The following is a 20817-nucleotide window of genomic DNA, read 5'->3' as shown; positions in this document are numbered from 1 at the left end:
CGCTTGCGCTGGGTCAATGAAGCGCCCCCGGAGCCGGGATATCTCTTCGCGCACTTAAGCTTTCCACAACAAGGAGACGAAGATGACCCGAACGATGAAAGCCGCCGTCGTGCGCCAATTCGGCAAGCCGCTCGCGATCGAATGCGTCCAGGTGCCCGTTCCAGGACCCGGCGAAATCCTTGTCAAGGTCATGGCCTGCGGCGTGTGCCACACCGACCTTCATGCGGCCGACGGCGACTGGCCCGTCAAGCCGAGCCCACCGTTCACTCCCGGGCATGAAGCGACCGGCATCGTTGCCGAGCTTGGTCCCGGCGTGACGGGATTGAAGGAAGGCGATGCGGTGGGCGTCGCGTGGCTGCACGATGCATGCCTTAGCTGCGAATATTGCGAAACCGGCTGGGAGACGCTTTGCGAGCACCAGCACAATACCGGCTACAGCTGCAATGGCGGCTTTGCCGAATATGTCATCGCTTCGGCGGCCTTCGCCGCAAAGCTGCCGCAGAACGTCGATTTCGCGGCGATCTCGCCGATCCTCTGCGCCGGCGTCACCACCTACAAGGGGCTCAAGGAGACCGAGGCGAAGCCCGGCGAATGGGTGGCGATCTCCGGGATCGGCGGGCTTGGTCATGTGGCGGTCCAATATGCCAAGGCGATGGGCCTGCATGTCGTGGCACTGGACGTCAGCCCGGAGAAGCTGGCGCTCGCCCGTAATCTCGGCGCCGATCTCGCCGTGGACGCCCGCTCGTTGACTGCGGTGGAAGAGACGCTGAAAGCAACCGGCGGAGGCGCGCATGGGGTGCTGGTCACCGCCGTCTCGCCTCCGGCTTTCTCGCAGGCGATCCGGATGGCCCGGCGCAAGGGAACCGTCAGCCTGGTCGGCCTGCCGCCCGGCGAATTCCCGACGCCGATTTTCGACGTGGTGTTGAAACGCATCACCGTGCGCGGTTCGATCGTCGGGACAAGGCGTGATCTCGACGAAGCAATCGCCTTCGCCACGGAAGGCAAGGTCAAGGCGGAAATCCACAAGGCCCCGCTCGAAGACATCAACGATATCTTTACGCGCCTGAAGGACGGCAAGATCGACGGGCGCATGGTGCTGGATTTCTCGTAAGCCATCTGACTTCTACACAGCGCCGGGCGGCCTTCGCCCGGCGCTTTTGGCGTCAGTTCGAGAGGATGGCGGCAGTTATCGTGTCCGGCGTGCCCGATGCATCGACATGCCGCCATGATATATCCGCGGGCTTGCGGGCCAGTTGGCCCGACAGCACGTCCGTGGTCGCGTCCGAAGGGCCTCCCGCCCGCTCCCGGACCCGCTGCCGGAGCAGTTCCGGGTCAGCCTCGAGCCAGATGCCCTGAAAGCCTGCTCCAGACCTCGCGGCAGCATTCTCCATCAGGAGCCGGTTGGCCGGATCGTCGAAAACCGCGTCGGCAACGACGGATCCACCCTCGGCGAGGATCAGCTCCGCGTGCCGCGCCATCTCGCGATAGACCTTTTTCGATATGTCGGGTTGATAGGCGGAAACCGGAAGCCTCGTCTCAGCCGAAACACCATGCAGCGCTTTGCGGATTCGGTCGCTTTCGACGATCCTGGCACCCGGAGGCGCGCCGACCTTGGCGGCCAGGTGATCCGCGACCGTCGTCTTGCCGGAACCGCTGAGGCCTCCGATCGCTATGAGGCGCGGCGGCGTATCCCCCAGGAGCGCATGGGCGAGATTGAAATAGGACCTCGCCTCGCCCGCCAGCCTGGCTGCATCCTGCCCCGGCTCTTCAGCCTGCGTCGCCGTCACATGCGCGCGGACCGCCGCCCTGATCGCCATCAGGAACGGCAGGAGGCAGAACCCGTCCTCGTCATCGGTTTCATCCAAATAACGGTTCATCACCAGATTGGCGAGGTCGGGAAAACCGCGGTGCCAGAGATCCATCAGCAGGAACGCGAGGTCGTAGAGGACATCGACGGTGGCGATCCCGAGATTGAATTCGATGCAGTCGAACAGGCATGGCTTGCCGCCCAGCAGGCAGATATTGCGCAGATGAAGATCGCCGTGGCAGCGGCGGACCTTGCCCGCCAGCGCCCGCCGATCGAGAAGCTCGCCATGCCGTATCAGCTGGGACCGAAAGCTCCCGCTAATCCTGGCCAACTCCTCCGGATCGAAGACATGGCTGGTGGCAAATCCGGCATCGTTGATGTCGAGGACGGCCTCGATATTGGCCGCCCCGCCTCCCTTTGAGACGACCGGTGCCCGGCGGTGGTAGTATGCGATCATCCGGGCGGTCTGCGTCATCAACTCCGGCGTCAGCCGGCCCGCAACCGCAATGCGGTCGAAGAGCTGGTTCTGCTCGAACCGGCTCATCTCGACGACGGCATCGACAAGCGGTCCTTCGCCGTCGAATTCCAAAGTGCCGGCGTCCGAGTGGGTAATACGCCGTACGCCGATATAGAGGTCGGGGGCGGTCTCGCTGTTCAGCGCAACCTCCTTGCGGCAGGCATCCTCGCGGATCGTGGGCGTCGAGAAATCGACATAGGGCAGCTTCAGCGCCTTCTTCAGCTTGTAGACCCGGTCGCCGACGAGGAAAATCATGGAGATATGCGTCTCCATCCGCTCGACGGGGCCTGCAAGTCCGTAGGATGCCGGGTCTGCCAGAAAGGCAATGATGCCGCCTTGGTCGTCACTCGTCATAACCGGTCTCCTGCTCTGCCGCCTCTGTCGACAGGAGGCCATTCAACGGCCTCCTGGACCTTGATATCAGTCAACGGGCGAGCATGACACCGGTTGCGTTCTTACGCGGCGCCCGGCCAGGACTTCAGCGCCCGGAGCGTCGGCGTCTTCTTGAAGATATGGCCGTCCATCCGCGCGAGCAGGCTGTCGAGGAGCGTCACGGCCTCGCCGACGGCCGGCCCCTTGTTCAGCATGACGCATTCCGCCCGCGCCGCCATGGCCGCATCGGTCATCTCGCCGCGCGACGGCAGGCCGTCCTTGACCAGGTCTTCGAGAACCTGCGTCGCCCAGACTGTCGGCACGGCCGCCGCTTCGCAGATCCACAGCAGCTCCTCCTGCATTTCCGCGACGCGTTCGAAACCGATCTCGGCGGCCAGATCGCCGCGGGCGATCATCACGCCGAACGGCCGGTTGCGGCAGCGCGCCCGGGCGATCAGGGCCGGCAGGTTTGCGACGGCCTGCGGCTGTTCGATCTTGGCGATCAGGCCGAGCGGGTGCTGGCGCGGCGGAAAGGTGGCAAGCGCCTCTTCGAGAAGGTCGATGTCGTCCGGCCGGCTGACGAAGGAATAACCGAGCATGTCGGCATTGACGATGATCGTCGCGAGATCGGAATGGTCCTTGGCCGTCAGCGGCGAAAGGCCGAGCGCGGTATCGGGAAGGTTCAGGCCCTTTTCCGGTTTCAGCTTGGCGCCGCCGGTCTTCGTGTGGGTGACGCGAACGATTGCCTCGCCTTCGGAGACGCTCTCGATCACGCCTTCCAGCTTGCCGTCATCGTAACGAATGCGATCGCCGACGGCGACGCGAGTAACGATTTCGGGCAGTGAAACCGCTGAGCAGAAGGGCACCCCGTCAGTCAGATAGGGTTCGCCCGAGGCGACGAGGCGCAGGCGATCGCCGGCCTGCAATTTCGCCTTCTTGTCGCCGGCGGTCTTCTCGGTGCGGATCTTCGGGCCGGCGATGTCCATCAGCACCGTCAGCCGCCGGCCCAGCGTTTCGCCGGCCGCCCGCACGTGTCTCGCCATCGCCGCCCAGGCCTTGTCGTCGTCATGGGCGCAGTTGATGCGGGCGATATCCATGCCGCGTCTTGCGAGATCGAGAATGAAGTCCGGCTGGTCCGCCGCCTCGCCCGGCAAGGTCACCATGATGCGGCCGCGGCGATGCTCTGGCGGCGATCCGAAAAGATCGTTGGTCGATCTCGTGAGCAGACCCTCGCCCCTGAAGAATTGCTCTTCCGACGGCGGCTCGAAGGGCGGAACACTTCCCTGGACGCCCGCAAGCGAAGCGAGGACCGCGTCGATGGTCGGCAGGACGCGGCTTTCGAGCCGCCCGAGCGAGGACAGCCCACGCCACATCAGCCGGCGCTGCAGCGGCCTCAGGTCGTAGCGCCTCAACGAAAGATAGTGGCAGAGATTGGCAAGCGCTGCCCGATGCTCTTCTGCCAGCAGGGCGCCGCCGGTCAAGGCGCGAAGGCTTGGCTCCGCCTGCGTGGCGATATCCCGCCTCAGGGCCAGCAGTTCTCCGAAAAGATCGGTCAATTCGTTTTCGTTCGGTGTCGGCCGTTCAGCTGCCTGCGACATTGCGCGTCTCCATGTGCCGTTTCCTTCAGCCTGTATCGCAAAGACGAATCCTTGATGACGGCTTGCGGGGCATTGCGCTGTATCAAGGCGGTGCCGCCCGCGGCGGTTCAAAAGCGGAGCCACCCGGCACGACGAGGAAAGGCATTTCGTGGAGATGACGCTCAGACACCACGGCCGATACGAGGCCATTATCCACCAGGCGATCTCGCTGCCTCCGATGCGAACGGCGGTGGTTCATCCGTGTTCGACGGAAACCCTGCGCTCCGCGGTGGAGCTCAAGGGACAGGGCCTTCTCGATCCGGTCCTGGTCGGACCGGAACACAAGATCAGGGCAATAGCGGATGCCGCCGAACTGTCGCTTGCCGGGATCGACATCGAACCTGTCGAGCACAGCCATGCGGCGGCCGACCGCGGGGTCGAACTCGCCTCCACGGGCAAGGTGGCCGCCCTGATGAAAGGCAGCCTGCACAGCGACGAGCTGCTTTCGGCGATCGTCGCGCCGGCATCGAAATTGAAGACCGGGCGGCGCATGAGCCATGTCTATGTCATGGACATTCCGGCCTACGACAAACTGCTGGTCGTCACCGATGCGGCGATCAACATCCAGCCGGATCTCGATCAGAAGCGCGACATCTGCCAGAACGCCGTCGATCTCATGCATCTTCTTGGCGTCGCAAAGCCGCTGGTGGCGGTGCTTGCCGCCGTCGAGACGGTCAACAGCCGGATGCCCTCCACACTGGACGCCGCCGCCCTCACCGTCATGGCCGCGCGCGGGCAGATCGAAGGAGCGATCGTCGATGGCCCGCTCGCCTTCGACAATGCGATCAGCATCGAGGCCGCGCAGGCGAAATGCATCGCCTCTCCGGTCGCCGGCCAGGCGGATATCCTGCTGGTTCCCGATCTCGAAGCCGGCAACATGCTCGCCAAGCAGCTCATTTATTTCGCCGGTGCAGACGCCGCAGGACTGGTCCTCGGCGCCCGGGTTCCTATCATACTGACAAGCCGCGCAGACCCGGCCAAGGTTCGAACGGCATCCGCCGCTCTTGCGAGGCTGGCTGCGGCGAAACGACTTGAAGCAAGGATGCCTCTATGACGGACAACCTTCTCCTGACGTTCAATACCGGCTCTTCGACCGTGAAGATCGGCATATTCAAAGTGGAAGGCGACAGGCCGGAACGGATCGGCAAGGCAGTCGTCGACTTCGGAACCTATCCGCTGACGCTGCATCTGAAAGAAGGCCCGCAGCAGTTCGAACTGCCGCTCAAGGGCGAGGCCGGCGACGATCTCGCCGAGCTGATGGACGAGGTGTTCCGGGAACTGGGCACACATTTCGACCTCGATGCCTTCAACTCTGCCGGCCACCGGATCGTCCATGGCGGCGACGTCTTCGACGGCCCGGTGGAATTGACGGCCGAGACGCTCGCCAAGGTCCGGTCCTTGACGGAACTGGCGCCGCTGCATCAACCACAGGCTCTACGAATGATCAGGGCCGTCAAGCACCTGCGCCCGGCGCTTTTCCAGACCGGCTCCTTCGACACCACCTTCCATGCCACACAGTCCGATCTCGCGCGGCGTCTCGCCATTCCCCGCGCCTACCATGACCAGGGCATCAAACGGTACGGTTTCCACGGGCTTTCCTACCGGTACGTGGCCGGCGCACTTGCCGGGAAGGCGCCTGATATCGCCGATGGTAAGGTCGTCATCGCCCATCTCGGCAGCGGCGCCAGCCTCTGCGCGATCGAGAACGGAAGGAGCCGCGATTCCAGCATGGGTTTTTCCACGCTCGACGGTATTCCCATGGCGACCCGGCCCGGTTGGCTCGATCCCGGCGTGCTTCTGCATCTGCTCGGCCCTCTCGGCAAATCGGTCGAGGAGGTGGAGGATATGCTCTACCACCAGTCCGGCCTGCTCGGCGTTTCGGGGCTGAGCGGCGATATCCGCGAACTCTTCGAGGACGGCGGTAAGGCGGCACGGGAGGCGATCGACCTCTTCGCGCTCAGGATCGCCGGAGAGGTCGGCCGGCTTGCGGCGACGCTCGGAGGTCTGGACGCCCTCGTCTTTACAGCCGGCATAGGCGAGAACCAGCCGGAGGTGAGGACGCGCGTCGCCGACCGCCTGCTCTGGCTCGGCATCGAACTGGACGCGGCCGCTAATGACAGCAACGCCCTGAAGATCAGCACGCCCGCAAGCCGCGTCGCGGTTTATGTCATTCCGACCGACGAGGAGCGGATGATCGCGGAGGAATGCCTCGCCGTACTCAATGCGCAGCCTTGATCCATGTCATGAGCCCGGGTGGAAGCCCGCGGTAGATGTGGCCGACCCATCGAAGGAGAATGAGATGCAGCTCAAGACCATCGTGCCGGAAAACCATGAGACGACGACGGAGGAACTGGCGCTGATCGACCGCTATTGGCGGGCGGCGAACTATCTGTCCGTCGGGCAGATCTATCTTCTCGACAATCCGCTCTTAAAGGAGCCGCTGAAGCCGGAACACATCAAGCCGCGGCTGCTAGGTCACTGGGGCACGACGCCCGGCCTCAATTTCATCTACGCGCATCTCAACAGGATCATCCGTAACCGCGATCTCAGCATGATCTATGTTTGCGGTCCCGGCCATGGCGGGCCGGGCATGGTCGCCAGCACCTATCTCGAAGGCACCTATAACGAGATCTATCCGGAGATCGGCGAGGATACGGCCGGCATGCGGAAACTGTTCCGGCAGTTCTCCTTCCCGGGCGGCATCCCGAGCCACGCGGCGCCGGAAACGCCCGGCTCCATCCACGAAGGCGGCGAGCTCGGTTACGCGCTGGTGCATGCCTATGGTGCGGCCTTCGACAATCCGGATCTGGTCGTCGCCTGCGTCGTCGGCGACGGAGAAGCCGAGACAGGGCCGCTTGCCGCGAGCTGGCATTCAAACAAGTTCCTGAACCCTGCCCGCGACGGCGCCGTGCTGCCGATCCTGCATCTCAACGGCTATAAGATCGCCAACCCGACGCTGCTTGGCCGCATGGCTGACGAGGACATCGAGCATCTTTTCCGCGGTTACGGGTACGAACCGTTCTTCGTCGAGGGTCACCACCCGGAGAAGATGCACCGGCAGATGGCCGCCGTCCTGGACGAGGTCTTCGACCGTATCCGCACGATCCAGGCGCAAGCGCGCGGGGGAAAGACCTCAGATACCTGCCCGCGCTGGCCGATGATCGTGCTGCGCAGCCCGAAAGGCTGGACCGGACCGAAGGAAGTCGACGGCAGACGAGTAGAGGGTTTCTGGCGGGCCCATCAGGTGCCGGTCTCCGGCTGCCGCGAGAACGACGATCACCGGAAGATCCTCGAGGACTGGATGCGGAGCTACGATCCGGAAGACCTGTTCGACGGCAATGGCCGGCTGAAGGAGGAGTTGCGGGCGCTCTCACCCAGCGGTGAGCGCCGCATGGGTGCCAACCCGCATGCCAATGGCGGCTTGCTGCGCAAGGAACTCATCGTGCCCGACATCCGTGAGTATGCGGTGCCGGTCAGGGCGCGGGGTGCCGACATGGTCCAGACGACGGAGATACTCGGCAAATATCTGCGCGACGTGCTGAAGCTCAACGACATCAATTCCAACTTCCGCATCTTCGGTCCCGACGAAACGGAATCGAACCGGCTCGGCAATGTCTTCGAGGTCACCGACCGTGTCTGGATGGAGAAGATCGAGCCTTATGACGTGCATCTGTCGCGCGAAGGGCGGGTGATGGAAGTGCTCTCCGAACATCTCTGCCAGGGCTGGCTGGAAGGTTATCTGCTCACCGGCCGGCATGGTTTCTTCTCGTGCTACGAGGCCTTCATCCACATCGTCGATTCGATGTTCAACCAGCACGCCAAGTGGCTGAAAGTGTCGCGCGAGTTGCCGTGGCGCAGGCCGGTCTCCTCGCTCAACTACCTGCTGACCTCGCATGTATGGCGGCAGGACCATAACGGCTTTTCCCACCAGGATCCCGGCTTCGTCGATCTCGTCGCCAACAAGAAGGCGGATATCGTGCGCATCTACTTGCCGCCGGATGCCAATACGCTGCTGTGGATCGGCGACCACTGCCTGAAGACCTGGGACCGCGTCAACGTCATCGTCGCCGGCAAGCAGCCCGAGCCGCAATGGCTGACGATGGACGAGGCGATCCGGCACTGCGAGGCCGGCATCGGCATCTGGGACTGGGCGAGCAACGAGAGCGGCCCGGTCGAGCCCGACGTGGTGATGGCCTGCGCCGGCGACGTGCCGACCCTGGAGACGCTCGCTGCGGTTTCGCTGTTGCGCGAGGCAATCTCCGACTTGAGGATCCGCGTCGTCAACGTCGTCGATCTGCTCGCCCTGCAGTCTCAGGACCAGCACCCGCACGGCCTGTCCGACGAGGAATTCGACCGGCTGTTCACCACCGACCGACCGGTGATCTTCGCCTATCACGGTTATCCCTACCTCATCCACCGGCTGACCTACAAACGCTCCAACCACCGGAACATCCATGTGCGCGGCTTCATCGAGGAGGGCACGACGACGACACCCTTCGACATGACGGTGCTGAACGAACTCGACCGCTTCCACCTCGCCATCGAGGCGATCGAGCGCGTACCGGGCCTGAAGGAGAAGGCGGCTGACGTGATCGACATGCTGAAGGGAAAACTTGGCGAACACACCCGTTATGTCCGCGAACATGGCGAGGACATGCCGGAAATCCAGAACTGGAAATGGCCGGCGCGCTGATGCCGCAATCATGAAGGCCCTGCCTTCGGGTTCAGGGCCTTCACGGCGTTCAGACTTGGAGCCAGGATCACGTTTCGGTGTTTCGCGGCGATGTGTGTAACCCATCGCCCGTCTCTTCCGTAATCATGCAGGAAAGCAGATTATGGACCGGGAGGCCCCATCATGATGAACAGACGCATATTCCTGGCAGGCAGCACCCTGGCGCTCGCCGCAATCCCTCTCGCAACAAGTATCCGATCGACGCTTGCGGCCGCCGGAAAAACTTTCCCCGTGACCCATACCGCAGACGAGTGGCGCAAGCTGCTGACGCCGGAACAGTACAATATCCTGCGCGAGGAAGGCACCGAATATCCCGGCAGCAGCCCGCTTCTCAACGAGCACCGCAAAGGCACGTTCGCCTGCGTCGGCTGCGATCAGGCGCTTTTCTCCTCGGAGACGAAATTCGAAAGCGGCACCGGCTGGCCGAGCTTCTGGGCGCCGCTCGACAATGCCGTCGACACGGTGCGCGACACGACGCTCGGCATGGTCCGCGTCGCCGTCAACTGCGCCCGTTGCGGCGGCCATCTCGGCCATGTCTTCAACGACGGACCGAAGCCAACCGGCCTGCGCTACTGCATGAACGGCGCCGTCATGAAATTTCGTCCGGTATCGGCCTGATCCGCCGCCCTATCCTTCATTCACTTCGGTTGAGGAGACCGCCATGAAAAACAGAGCGAAGACACCCTACACTCTCACCGCCTTTGCCGGCGCAGCGCTGGTTCTGGCCGGCCTGACGGTCGGCGCCACCACCAGCGCCACGGCCGAGGAGGGAATTGCCATCCCCGCCCCCGCCGTCGACCAGGCCACGAGCACGGCTGCGACCGAAACCGCCATCTTCGCCGGCGGCTGTTTCTGGGGCGTCCAGGGCGTGTTCCAGCATGTCGAAGGCGTCAAGAACGCCGTTTCCGGTTATGCCGGCGGCGCCAAGGAGACCGCCGTTTACGAGACGGTCGGTTACGGCAAGACCGGCCACGCGGAATCGGTTCGTGTGACCTTCGATCCGAAGAAGATCACCTACGGGCATCTGCTGCAGATCTATTTCTCCGTCGCCCACGATCCGACCCAGCTCAACCGCCAGGGGCCGGATACGGGCACGCAGTACCGCTCGACCGTCTTCCCGACAAGCGAGGAACAGGCCCGCGTCGCCAGGGCCTATATCGACCAGCTCGGCAAGGCCAAGGTCTTCCATGGGCCGATTGCCACGACCATCGAGCCGGGCAAGGCCTTTTATCCGGCGGAAGCCTACCATCAGGACTTCCTGACGCAGAATCCGACCTATCCTTATATCGTCTATAACGACCTGCCGAAGATCGAGAACCTGAAGAAGCTGTTCCCGAGCGATTATCGCGACAAACCGGTCCTGGTCGCACAGGCCGGCATCGGCAACTGAGACCCAAGGGTACCATTCCGCTATCGCCCGTCTGGCGATAGCGGCGTCTCGAAAGCCTCAGCTTTCCTGCGCGGCCTCGGTGCGCTTCGTCACCCCGGGCACGCATAGGCAGGCGACGATGATCAGGGCGGTGATCAGGAACATGGCGATGAAGGTCATGTGCAGTGCATGCTGGAGCGCAGACCGGATGGGCGAACCGGCCGCAAGTCCGCCGCCGACGCCCTGCAGCAGATCGCGCAACTGCTCGGACGTGATCGGTCCCGCGACGGAATTGGCAAGCCCGTAGGTCAAGACGGCGCCGAGGAGTGCGGCACCGAGCGTGCTACCGAGATTGCGGGAAAAGACGTTGGAAGCCGTCGCGCTGCCGCGCTCGGACCAGCCGACATTGTCCTGGATGATCACCAGGCCGGAAATATTGAGCAGGCCCATGCCGAAGCCCATCAGAAGCGAGCCGGTGCCCGCCTGGACGGGCGAGCTTTCCGGCGTCAGCAGCACCAGGAGAAACGCGCCCACCGGAACGAAGACGCTGCCGGCGATCATCAGCGGCCGCAGTCCGAAGCGCGGGAACATCCGAGAGGCGAACGTCCCGCCGCTCGGCCAGCCGACCAGCAGCATTGTCAGCGTGAATCCGGCCACCAGCGGAGATCGATTGAGCACCGTCTGCACGTACATGGGCAGGAAGGTCGTCAGCCCCATGATCGCCATGCTGGACAGAAAGACCGCCGTATTGGCGAAGGCGATCGGCCGCTTCAGCCAGAGTTCCAGGGAAACCATCGGGGCCGACGCGCGCCGTTCCTGCCAGATGAACAGCACGAAGCTGACGAGGAAGATCGCCAGCGAAACGAACATGTAGGCGGTGGCGCCGTCGGTTTCAGTGAGCGCGATCATCAGCGCGGAGATGGCCACCGCAAAGAGGCCTGCACCGAGAAAATCGATGGATGCCGTGCGGCTCTGCTTTTCCTCGTGCAGATAGACGATGAAGCCGACCGCCGACATGATACCGATCGGCACGTTGATCCAGAATACCCAGGCCCACGGCAGGCTGTGCACGATGATGCTGCCGAGCAGCGGCCCGACGACGGCCGAAAGCGCCCACACGCTGGCCAGATAACCCTGAACCTTGCCACGCTCCGCCCCGGGATACAGATCGCCCACGACCGTCATGATGACCGGCTGGATCGCGCCGGCACCGATGCCCTGCAACAGCCGGAAGGCGATCATCGACGGCATCGACCAGGCGAAACCTGCGAGAACGGAAGCGATCAGGAAGATTGCCGTGCCGAAGAGGATGATCGGCTTGCGGCCGTAGATATCGGAGAGCTTGCCGAACACCACGGTCATTGCCGTCTGCGCCAGCAGGAAGGAGGAGAACACCCAGCTATAGAGGTTCAGCTGTCCGAGTTGGGCGGCGATCTGCGGCATCGCCGTCGAAACGATGGTCGCCTCGATTGCGATCATCGCCATGCTTGCCATGACGGCCGCAATGACGAGCGCCCGGTTGGAGCTTGGATTTGTCATGGATTCACCTGGGAACGCCACGCGGCGAACATGATAGGAATGGATGTTCGGCGGTCAAACGGCCGTCGGCGGGGGATGTTTCTTAGTATTCCCCTCCGGGCCGGCGTCAAGCGCGAAATCTGGCATTTATCAAGGATGTAACGATCCCGTGACCGCGGTATACGGTCAGACGGACTTGATTTCCGACCGGACGGTTGACCTCATCGCCTCGTCCCCGCCAGCCGCGACCTGATTGCGACCGTTGTTCTTCGCCCGGTAAAGCGCATGGTCTGCGCGCTCGAACAGTTCCGCAGTCGTCAGCTTGGCGCCCGCTGTGGGATAGAAGGTTGCGGTACCGATGCTGATCGTCACATGCCCCCAGGGAAGGTTCTTCTCATGGGGCAATTGAAGTCCGGCGATACGCTGGCGGATGTTTTCCGCCGCCTTCAATGCACCTGCACCATTCGTATCCGGCAAGAGGACCGCGAATTCCTCGCCGCCATGGCGGGCGGCAAGATCCTTCGACCGTCGGATCGAGCCACGCACGACGTTCGCAATCGCACGCAGACAGTCGTCGCCGGCGGCGTGGCCATAGGTGTCGTTGAAGAACTTGAAGCGGTCCGCGTCGATCATCAGAACGGAGAGCGGCGTGCGCTGTTGTGCGGCCTGCATCACCATGTCCTCGAAATGAATGTTGAAGGAGCGGCGATTGGCCAGTTGGGTAAGCTCATCGGTATTGGCAAGCGCGTCCAGTTCTTCCTGGAGGTTCTTCTGGCGCGTAACGTCGCGTGTGACGGCAACGATGCGGATATCGGTGCCGCCAGTGCCGCCGGGCAGCCTGTTCAGCGTGGTTTCGAGCCAGATCTGCTTGCCGTCGGCCCGCTTGCGACGGACGATCATGTTTTCCCTGGGCGACCCTTCCCGCAGCCGGGTCATGACCTGGTTGACGGCGTCGTGATCGTCCTCATGCAGGTTCTCGAGAATGTGGGTGCCGAGCATCGCCTCGGCGTCGACGCCGAATATCTCCCTGACGGATGGCGACAGATATTCCCTGATTCCATGGCCGTTGAAGCGCTGGATCAGGTCGGCTGAACCTTCCGCAAGCAAGCGGAATTCCGCTTCGCGCGCCACCAGCAACGCTTCGCTCGCCCGCCGCAACATAATCTGCCGCCGCCAGCGCCAAACCAGGAAACCCGTGATCGCCACCAGAATAAGGCAGGAAATCCAGCGTATCCGCGCACCCCTCATCCAGGTCGCCAGCGCTTCGGACTGGGATACGGCAGCAAGCCCCACCACGCCGCTGTGCTCGCTCTGATAAAAGCCGCCTATACGTTGCAGGCCATCAATCGGAGAGATGTAGTGATAGGAGCCGGAATGCCGTTGGCGGAGATGGTCCGTGAAGAGATCGTAGGACGAGATGCTCGATCCCAGCAGTGTCTGGGAGAATGGCGCACGCGCCAGCACGACGCCGTCGCGGCGAACCAACAGGAAGGAGCCCTCGTCGCCCAGGCTGAAGCTCTGAAAGAAACTGGTCAGTTCGGTGAGGATGAAGGCCGCCAGCGCAACTCCGCCGAAACTTCCGTCCGGATTGCTGATCCTTTGGGTGACCGGCAATATCCACTGGCCGGACAGCTTGCTCTTCAACGGCCTGCCCAATACGGGCTCCCGCATGTCGGAGGATTGATGGAATACAAAATATTCCCTATCCGAGAAATCCATGCCGCTGGCGTCGATAGAAGATGATGTTGCGACCATTCTGCCATCGGCATCGAGGACGGAGAGGGCGTCGAGCCAAGGGGTGGTATCGACCTGACGCTTCATCACCTGGGTGATCTTTGCCGGCATGTCGACCACGTCGCGCTCCTGCTCGATCCGGGTGATCAGTGCCGCCAGCGGAAACTTCGCCATGTCGACCGTGTCGTCGGCATGTTGCACCAGTGCCTTGGCCGTCTGAACCAGGCCCGCCTCGATGCCGGCGACCTGGGATCTCCAGCTGGAATACTCTCCCCAGACGATCAGTCCCACAAAGCCGAAAACGGCAAATGCGACGGCAAGGAACGTCCTGGCCGGCAGGTATTTGATTGCACCAGTCATCTCTCTCTCCCAAACCGACGCAACAGGGCGGCTCAGGAGTCGCGATCCGCCAGTCAGGGACGTTATGGAAAAGTTGTTTACGTTCGCCTAAACCAACATACCCGCATTTTAATCATGCATTTACGGGGCAGAGCCGCGAATAGACATCCTGCGGTGTCGTCGCACGACGTATGGCTGCAGCAGTCTCCTCCTCGCGCACGCACCGGGCGATGCAGGCGAGGACGTTCAGGTGGTCCGGACGGGCTTCCGGAGCGAGGAGCAGGAATACGAGATCGACCGGTTCGTCGTCCACCGCCTCGAAATCGATCGGATCTGCAAGCCGGGCGAACAGGCAGAAATGCCGGCCGATGCCGCTGACCCCCGCATGCGGAATCGCAATTCCGGCGCCGATGCCGGTCGACCCCAGATTTTCCCGGTTGGTCAGCACCCGGGCGATATCGCCCGCATCCAGCGCCAGCCGCTCGGCGGCGAGCCTGGAAAGCTGCTTGATCAAGATCGCCTTGGACGGCGGTGCCAGATCGAGCACGATGTTCTCCGGCGGGAGGTAGTCACGCAGTTTCATGGGGCATGTCCATTGATCGGGTCTTGGCCTATTGGCCTTCCTGCAGCCGGTAACCGACGCCGGTCTCGGTCAGGATATATTGCGGCTGGTCCGGCACCTTTTCGATCTTCTGGCGAAGTTGCCGCACGTAGACGCGCAGGTACTGCACGTCGGTCAGACCGTCCCAGACGTGTTCGAGAAGGAAACGATGGGTGAGGACCTTGCCCGCATGCTGCACCAGGATACGCAGGATATCGTACTCCTTGGGCGACAGCTTGACCTCCTTGTCCGCCACCTTGACGATGCGCTTGACGAGGTCGACCGAAAGCTCGCCGGTCTGGAAGATCGGCTTTTCGCCCTGGGTCTGGAGCCGGTGGCGCAGCGCCACGCGGATGCGGGCGACGAGTTCGTTCATGCCGAAGGGTTTCGTCACATAGTCGTCGGCGCCGAGTTCGAGCGCCTTGACGATGCCCGCCTCGTCGGTGCGGCTCGACAGGATGACAATCGGCAGATCCAGCCCCTCGCCGCGCCATCTGGCGAGCAGATCGTGGCCGGCCATATCCGGCAGGCCGAGATCGAGGATGATCAGGTCCGGCTTGTCGGTCTTGACGAGATCGATCGCGACCTTGGCGTTCATCGCCTCGCTGACGGCATAGTCCTGGGTGGACAGCCCCACGCGCAAGAGCTTGCGGATCGGTGGCTCGTCATCGACGATCAGGACGCGCACGGCAGTATTGGTCATTCCTGTTCTCCCAGAATGGGCATTTCGGCTGGCACCGGCATGCGGATCGTAAAGATCGCACCGGCTCGGTCGGAGCGGTTGGCGGCCCTGATCGTGCCGCCCATGGCCTCGATGAAGCCGCGGCATATGGAAAGGCCAAGCCCGGTGCCGGCCCGCACATGGTCACCTTTCCGAACGCGGTAGAAACTGTCGAAGATGCGCTCCAGATCGTCGCGCGGGATGCCCGGTCCTTCATCCATCACCGAGATAAGAACCGAATCGCCATCCCGCCAGCCGCGGATGTCGATGACGGTCTCGACGGGCGCATATTTGGCGGCATTGTCGATGAGGTTGAACAGGACCTGTTCGAACAGGACCGGATCGACCTTGAGCATCGGCATGTCCGCCGGAATGTTGACGCTGAGTCTGTGCCCGGAGACGATCTTCGCGGCCCGGCTCAGGGCGGTGCCGACGATATCGCCGGCGAAATGGAAGGCATAGTTCGGTTCCATGGCGCCGGAGCCGATGCGGGTCATGTCGAGCAGGTTGGAAATGAAGCGGTTGAGCCGTTCGGATTCGTCGACCACGCTGGTCAACAGCTCGGCGCGCGCCTCTTCCGGAATGTCGGCGCCAAAGTCCTTGAGCGTGCCGGCGGAGCCCATGATCGCGGCGAGCGGCGTCTTCAGGTCGTGGGAGATGGATGTGAGCAGCGCGGTGCGGAGGCGGTCGGTTTCAGCCGCGAGCTTGGCCTTGTCGACGTCCGAGACGAGCTGGATACGCTCGATCGCCAGTGCTGCCTGATCGGCCAGCGCGTCAAACAGCCGCTGTTGTTCGGGGGTCAGCAGCGGTCCCTGCTTGTCGTTGTCGAGACCGATGACGCCGACCGCCTCGCGGCCGGTGCGCATCGGCAGGTAGAGGCGTTTCGCGCCTGGCAGCGTATCGGCGGCGCGGCCGGCAGGCCGGTTGTGCTCCCAGGCCCATTTGGCGGCAGCGATATCGGCATCCACCAGCGTGTCGTCCGGCGGATAGCCCGCCTTGACCGCGATCGAGCCGTTTTCCGGCAGCAGGATGACCACCCGGACCTTCAGCATCGAGGCAATCTGGAAGGCGGTCGCCCAGAGCACGTCGTCCAGCGTGCCGGTGCCGGCGAGCTTTTTCGAGAAGAGGTAGAGGTCTTCGGTGGTGCGCGCCCTTTGACGGGCGGCGGCGGCCTGACGCTGAACGGCGGCCGTCAGGTTGGAGGCGACGATCGCTACACCGAGATAAAAGAACAGCGCCACCAGGCTTTCCGGATCCTGGACCGTAAACGTGTAGCGCGGCTCAAGGAAGAAGAAGTTGAAGGAGAGCGCACCAGTCACCGAGGCGAACAGGCCCGGCCCCAGCCCGCCGCGCACCGCTGCCGCCAGCACCGCCATCAGGAACACGAGGGCGAGGTTGCGGACGTCGAGCGTCTGGTCGAGCGCTGCGCCGGCGACGATGGCAAGAGCCACGAAAATCGTGCTTTTGACATAGGGCTTGACGCGGAACGCCTTGGGCAATTGCGCAGCCTTCACGCCGCGCTGCGGTTCGCCCTCCTTCACGTCGCCCGAGATGACGTGAACGCTGATATCGCCCGCATAGCGGATCAAATCATAGGTGACCGACCCCTGCAAGATCTGCCGCCAGCGCGGCTTGCCGGGGCGCCCGACAACGATATGGGTGAAGTTGTTGGCGCTCGCATAGGCGATGATCTCTCGCGACGGCTGCAGCGCCGGCAGCGTCACGGTCTCGGCACCGAGCTGATCGGCGAGCCGCATATTGGCTGCCAGCCGGTCCTTGTCCTGTTCGGGCAGATTGACCGATTGCGGCGTTTCGAGATGCAGTGCTGCCCAAGGCGCGCGCAGGCGATCGGCCTGCCGGCGGGCGTAGCGCACCAGGCTCGCGCCGTTCCTTCCGTGGTCGAGGCAGACGAGCACCCGATCGCCAGCCGCCCATGGGCCGGAAATCGCATGCGCCTGCATGTGGTTGAGGAGCTGCTCGTCGACCCGCTGGGCGGTACGGCGGAGTGCCAGTTCGCGCAGCGCGGTGAGGTTGCCGGGCGAAAAGTAGTTCTCGATCGCCCGCCGCGCCGTGGTCGGCACATAGACTTTGCCGTCGTTCAGCCGCTTGATGAGATCGTCCGGGGTGAGGTCGATGATCTCAACGTCGTCGGCCCGGTCGATGATGCTGTCCGGCACCGTCTCGCGCACCCGGACGCGGGTGATCTGTGCCACCACATCGTTGAGGCTCTCGACATGCTGGATGTTGAGCGTCGAATAGACGTCGATACCGTGGGAGAGGATTTCCTGCACATCCATATAACGCTTCGGATGGCGACTGCCGGCGGCGTTGGTATGAGCGAGCTCATCGACCAGGACCAGTGCCGGGCGGCGCGCGAGAATAGCGTCGAGGTCCATTTCGTCGAGCTGCTGGCCGCGATAGTCGATCGCCTTGCGGGGCACGATCTCGAAACCCTCGACCAGCGCCTCGGTTTCCTTGCGGCCATGGGTCTCGACGACGCCGATCACCACGTCGAGGCCGTCGACTTTCCGGGCGCGGCCGGACATCAGCATCTCGTAAGTCTTGCCGACACCGGGGGCGGCGCCCAGGAAGATCTTCAGCCGCCCGCGCGATTCCCGCTCGGCATGCTCCAGAAGCGCATCCGGCGAAGGCCTGTTTTCACTCTCGCGACTGTCGTCGGGCATTGGCTATCTGTCTCCCATGCGGGAAGCGGCGGCCGTCGATGCTGACAGCCGCCGCCATTTCAATTTAAGAACGAGCGCCGTCAAGCGCCATGTTGAGCGCCAGCACATTGACCACAGGTTCGCCGAGGAAACCGAGTTCGGGACCTTCGACATGGGCCTCGACGAGCGCGCGGACCGCGGCCTCGTCCATTTTCCGAGCCTTGGCGACGCGCGGCACCTGGAAGAGGGCAGCTTCCGGCGAGACATGCGGGTCGAGGCCGCTGCCGGATGCGGTGACGAGGTCGATCGGCACGTCCGCGCTCGGGTTGGTGGCCTTGGCGGCCTCGTAGTCCGCCTTGACCCGGTCTATCAGCTTGGCGCTGGTCGGGCCGAGGTTGGAGCCGGAGGACGAGGCGGCATTGTAACCGTCGCCGGCGGCAGACGGGCGGCCGTGGAAATACTGGTCGCCGGTAAAGGCCTGGCCGATCAGGGCCGAGCCGACAACGGTTCCCTCCTTCTCGATCAGACTGCCGTTCGCCTGGGTGGGGAAGACGGCTTGCGCGATGCCGGTCATGGCGAAGGGGTAGATCAGGCCGGTAATGGCCGTGGTGGCGACGATCAAAACGATCGCAGGACGAAGTTGCTTGAACATTGTCATTTCTCCTTAAGCGAGACCGATCGCGGTGATGATCATGTCGATCGCCTTGATGCCGATGAAGGGGACGATGATACCGCCGAGACCATAGACGAGCAGGTTGCGCGAGAGCAGCGCACCGGCACCGATGGCGCGGTATTTGACGCCCTTCAGCGACAGCGGGATCAGCACGACGATGATCAGCGCGTTGAAGATGATCGCCGACAGGATGGCGCTTTGCGGCGTGGCCAGCCCCATGATGTTGAGCACGCCGAGCTGCGGATAGAAGGTCAGGAACATCGCCGGAATGATGGCGAAATATTTGGCTATGTCGTTGGCGATCGAGAAGGTGGTCAGCGCGCCGCGGGTCATGAGGAGCTGCTTGCCGATCTCGACGATCTCGATGAGCTTGGTCGGGTCCGAGTCGAGATCGACCATGTTGCCGGCCTCACGGGCAGCGACCGTGCCGGTGTTCATGGCGACGCCGACATCGGCCTGGGCAAGCGCCGGGGCATCGTTGGTGCCGTCGCCGCACATGGCGACGAGCTTGCCTTTGGCCTGTTCCTCGCGGATCAGCGTCAGCTTGTTCTCCGGGGTCGCCTGGGCAAGGAAGTCGTCGACGCCGGCTTCGGCGGCAATCGCCGCCGCGGTCATCGGGTTGTCGCCGGTGATCATCACGGTGCGGATGCCCATGCGGCGCAGTTCCGAGAAACGTTCGCGGATGCCGCCCTTGACGATGTCCTTCAGCTGGACGACGCCGAGCAGCTTGCCGTCACGGGCAACGGCGAGTGGCGTGCCGCCGGCCTTGGCGATTTCGTCGGCGATCGCCTGCAACTCGCGCACGATCTCGGATTGCGGGCTGACGGCGATTGCCGCATTGCCGGAGACCGGCATCGTGCCCGAGCCGACATAGGCGAGGACTGCATCGACCGCGCCCTTGCGGATCTGGGAGCCTTCAAGGTCGACGCCGCTCATGCGGGTCTGGGCGGTGAAGGGGACGAAGGTCGCCTTGAGGCTCGCCATGTCGCGGCCGCGGATGGCGTATTTCTCCTTGGCGAGCACGACGATGGAACGGCCTTCCGGCGTTTCGTCGGCAAGCGAGGCGAGCTGGGCCGCATCGGCGAGATCCTGTTCGGAGACGCCGCGGACCGGGCGGAACGAGGTGGCTTGGCGGTTGCCGAGCGTGATCGTGCCGGTTTTGTCGAGGAGGAGCGTATCGACGTCGCCGGCAGCTTCCACCGCGCGGCCGGACATGGCGAGCACGTTGAAGCGGACGAGACGGTCCATGCCGGCGATGCCTATCGCCGAGAGCAGCGCACCGATCGTGGTCGGGATCAGCGTCACGAACAGGGCGACGAGGATGATGATCGGGATCGAGCCGCCGGCATAGATCGCAAAGCTCGGGATCGTTGCGGTGGCGAGCACGAAGATCAGCGTCATGCCGGCGAGCAGGATGTTGAGCGCGATTTCGTTCGGCGTCTTCTGGCGCTCGGCGCCTTCGACGAGCGAGATCATCCGGTCGAGGAAGGTCGAGCCGGCAGCCGCGGTGATGCGGACGCGGATCCAGTCGGACAGCACCTGCGTGCCGCCGGTCACGGCCGAGCGGTCGCCGCCGGATTCACGGATGACCGGGGCGGATTCACCGGTGATCGCAGCTTCGTTGACCGAGGCTACCCCCTCGATGACTTCGCCATCGGAGGGAATGATGTCGCCGGGTTCGACGAGCACGACGTCGCCGACCTTGAGGCTGGTGCCGGCGACCATCTTGTACTGGGTGCGGTCGCTGCCCGAGAGCAGCTTGGCCTGGGTTTCGGTGCGGGCCTTGCGCAGTGAATCCGCCTGCGCCTTGCCGCGGCCTTCGGCGACCGCTTCGGCGAAGTTGGCAAACAGCACGGTGAACCAGAGCCAGACGTTGATCTGGAAGGAGAAGCCGAGATTGCCGTTGCCGGCCGCGAGATCGCGGAGGAGAAGCACGGTTGTGAGGACCGACACCGTGGCCACGACGAACATGACCGGGTTCTTGGAGAGGGTCCGCGGGTTGAGCTTCTTGAAAGCGGCTCCCACGGCCGGAATGAGGATGCGACTATCCATGATACTCGCGGATTTTGCCTGGCTCATAAGAGACTCCAGCTTTGAAATGAGTTGCCTTGTCAAACGAGGCGACGAAGGGTCG

At 63.5% G+C, this 20817-nt stretch carries 14 protein-coding genes and 1 pseudogene; 6 read left to right on the top strand and 9 right to left on the bottom strand.

What is annotated here, in order from left to right; translation table 11 throughout:
* Positions 1–82 precede the first annotated feature (82 nt).
* Positions 83–1111 carry an alcohol dehydrogenase AdhP gene (adhP, locus tag J2857_RS13915; protein WP_210010730.1) on the top strand — a complete coding sequence of 343 codons (1029 nt, stop codon included), beginning with the start codon at positions 83–85 and terminating at the stop codon, positions 1109–1111.
* 52 nt (positions 1112–1163) lie between these two features.
* Here the strand turns inward: adhP and J2857_RS13910 are convergent, their stop codons facing one another.
* Positions 1164–2678: an AAA family ATPase gene (locus J2857_RS13910; RefSeq protein ID WP_210010729.1), complete on the bottom strand. Its 1515-nt coding sequence runs from the start codon at positions 2676–2678 to the stop codon at positions 1164–1166.
* Positions 2679–2779: 101 nt separating this feature from the next.
* Positions 2780–4294, bottom strand: a complete 1515-nt coding sequence (locus tag J2857_RS13905) for a pyruvate kinase (RefSeq protein WP_210010728.1) — start codon at positions 4292–4294, stop codon at positions 2780–2782.
* Between the two features lie 136 nt (positions 4295–4430).
* Here J2857_RS13905 and J2857_RS13900 point away from each other — a divergent pair.
* From J2857_RS13900 to msrA, 5 genes and pseudogenes are all read left to right on the top strand, one after another.
* Positions 4431–5387 (top strand): annotated as a pseudogene (locus J2857_RS13900) (bifunctional enoyl-CoA hydratase/phosphate acetyltransferase); the annotation flags it as partial.
* Complete coding sequence (locus tag J2857_RS13895) at positions 5384–6568, top strand: acetate/propionate family kinase (RefSeq protein WP_210010726.1); 1185 nt, start codon at positions 5384–5386, stop codon at positions 6566–6568. The pseudogene J2857_RS13900 and the gene J2857_RS13895, both read left to right, overlap by 4 nt.
* Before the next feature lie 64 nt (positions 6569–6632).
* Positions 6633–9026: a phosphoketolase family protein gene (locus J2857_RS13890; protein ID WP_210010725.1), complete on the top strand. Its 2394-nt coding sequence runs from the start codon at positions 6633–6635 to the stop codon at positions 9024–9026.
* 162 nt (positions 9027–9188) lie between these two features.
* Positions 9189–9683: a peptide-methionine (R)-S-oxide reductase MsrB gene (gene msrB, locus J2857_RS13885; RefSeq protein ID WP_210010724.1), complete on the top strand. Its 495-nt coding sequence runs from the start codon at positions 9189–9191 to the stop codon at positions 9681–9683.
* Between the two features lie 43 nt (positions 9684–9726).
* On the top strand, positions 9727–10455 hold the full coding sequence (msrA, locus tag J2857_RS13880; protein WP_210010723.1) for a peptide-methionine (S)-S-oxide reductase MsrA: 729 nt from the start codon (positions 9727–9729) through the stop codon (positions 10453–10455).
* Between the two features lie 57 nt (positions 10456–10512).
* Here msrA and J2857_RS13875 read toward each other — a convergent pair whose 3' ends face one another.
* The 7 genes from J2857_RS13875 to kdpB form a co-directional block, all read right to left on the bottom strand.
* The gene (locus J2857_RS13875) at positions 10513–11973 is read right to left on the bottom strand and encodes an MDR family MFS transporter (protein WP_210010722.1); all 1461 of its coding nucleotides are present in this window, start codon (positions 11971–11973) and stop codon (positions 10513–10515) included.
* Positions 11974–12138: 165 nt separating this feature from the next.
* On the bottom strand, positions 12139–14046 hold the full coding sequence (locus J2857_RS31265) for a diguanylate cyclase (protein ID WP_210010721.1): 1908 nt from the start codon (positions 14044–14046) through the stop codon (positions 12139–12141).
* Between the two features lie 112 nt (positions 14047–14158).
* The gene (locus J2857_RS13865) at positions 14159–14608 is read right to left on the bottom strand and encodes a PTS sugar transporter subunit IIA (protein ID WP_210010720.1); all 450 of its coding nucleotides are present in this window, start codon (positions 14606–14608) and stop codon (positions 14159–14161) included.
* A gap of 28 nt (positions 14609–14636) precedes the next feature.
* Entirely contained in the window at positions 14637–15329 is a 693-nt protein-coding gene (locus tag J2857_RS13860; RefSeq protein ID WP_210010719.1) for a response regulator transcription factor, read from the bottom strand.
* A complete protein-coding gene (locus J2857_RS13855; protein WP_210010718.1) occupies positions 15326–18031 on the bottom strand; it encodes a sensor histidine kinase in 2706 nt (901 codons plus the stop codon). The genes J2857_RS13860 and J2857_RS13855 overlap by 4 nt, the downstream gene beginning before the upstream one ends.
* 64 nt (positions 18032–18095) lie before the next feature.
* On the bottom strand, positions 18096–18662 hold the full coding sequence (gene kdpC / locus J2857_RS13850) for a potassium-transporting ATPase subunit KdpC (RefSeq protein WP_210010717.1): 567 nt from the start codon (positions 18660–18662) through the stop codon (positions 18096–18098).
* Positions 18663–18674: 12 nt separating this feature from the next.
* A complete protein-coding gene (gene kdpB / locus J2857_RS13845; RefSeq protein ID WP_210010716.1) occupies positions 18675–20762 on the bottom strand; it encodes a potassium-transporting ATPase subunit KdpB in 2088 nt (695 codons plus the stop codon).
* Positions 20763–20817: the final 55 nt, after the last annotated feature.

The organism is Neorhizobium galegae, assembly GCF_017877055.1.
GTDB classification, from domain to species: Bacteria; Pseudomonadota; Alphaproteobacteria; order Rhizobiales; family Rhizobiaceae; genus Neorhizobium; species Neorhizobium galegae_D.
The sequence above is the reverse complement of the archived record's forward strand: the minus strand, read 5'-3'. Positions and strand labels throughout refer to the sequence as shown.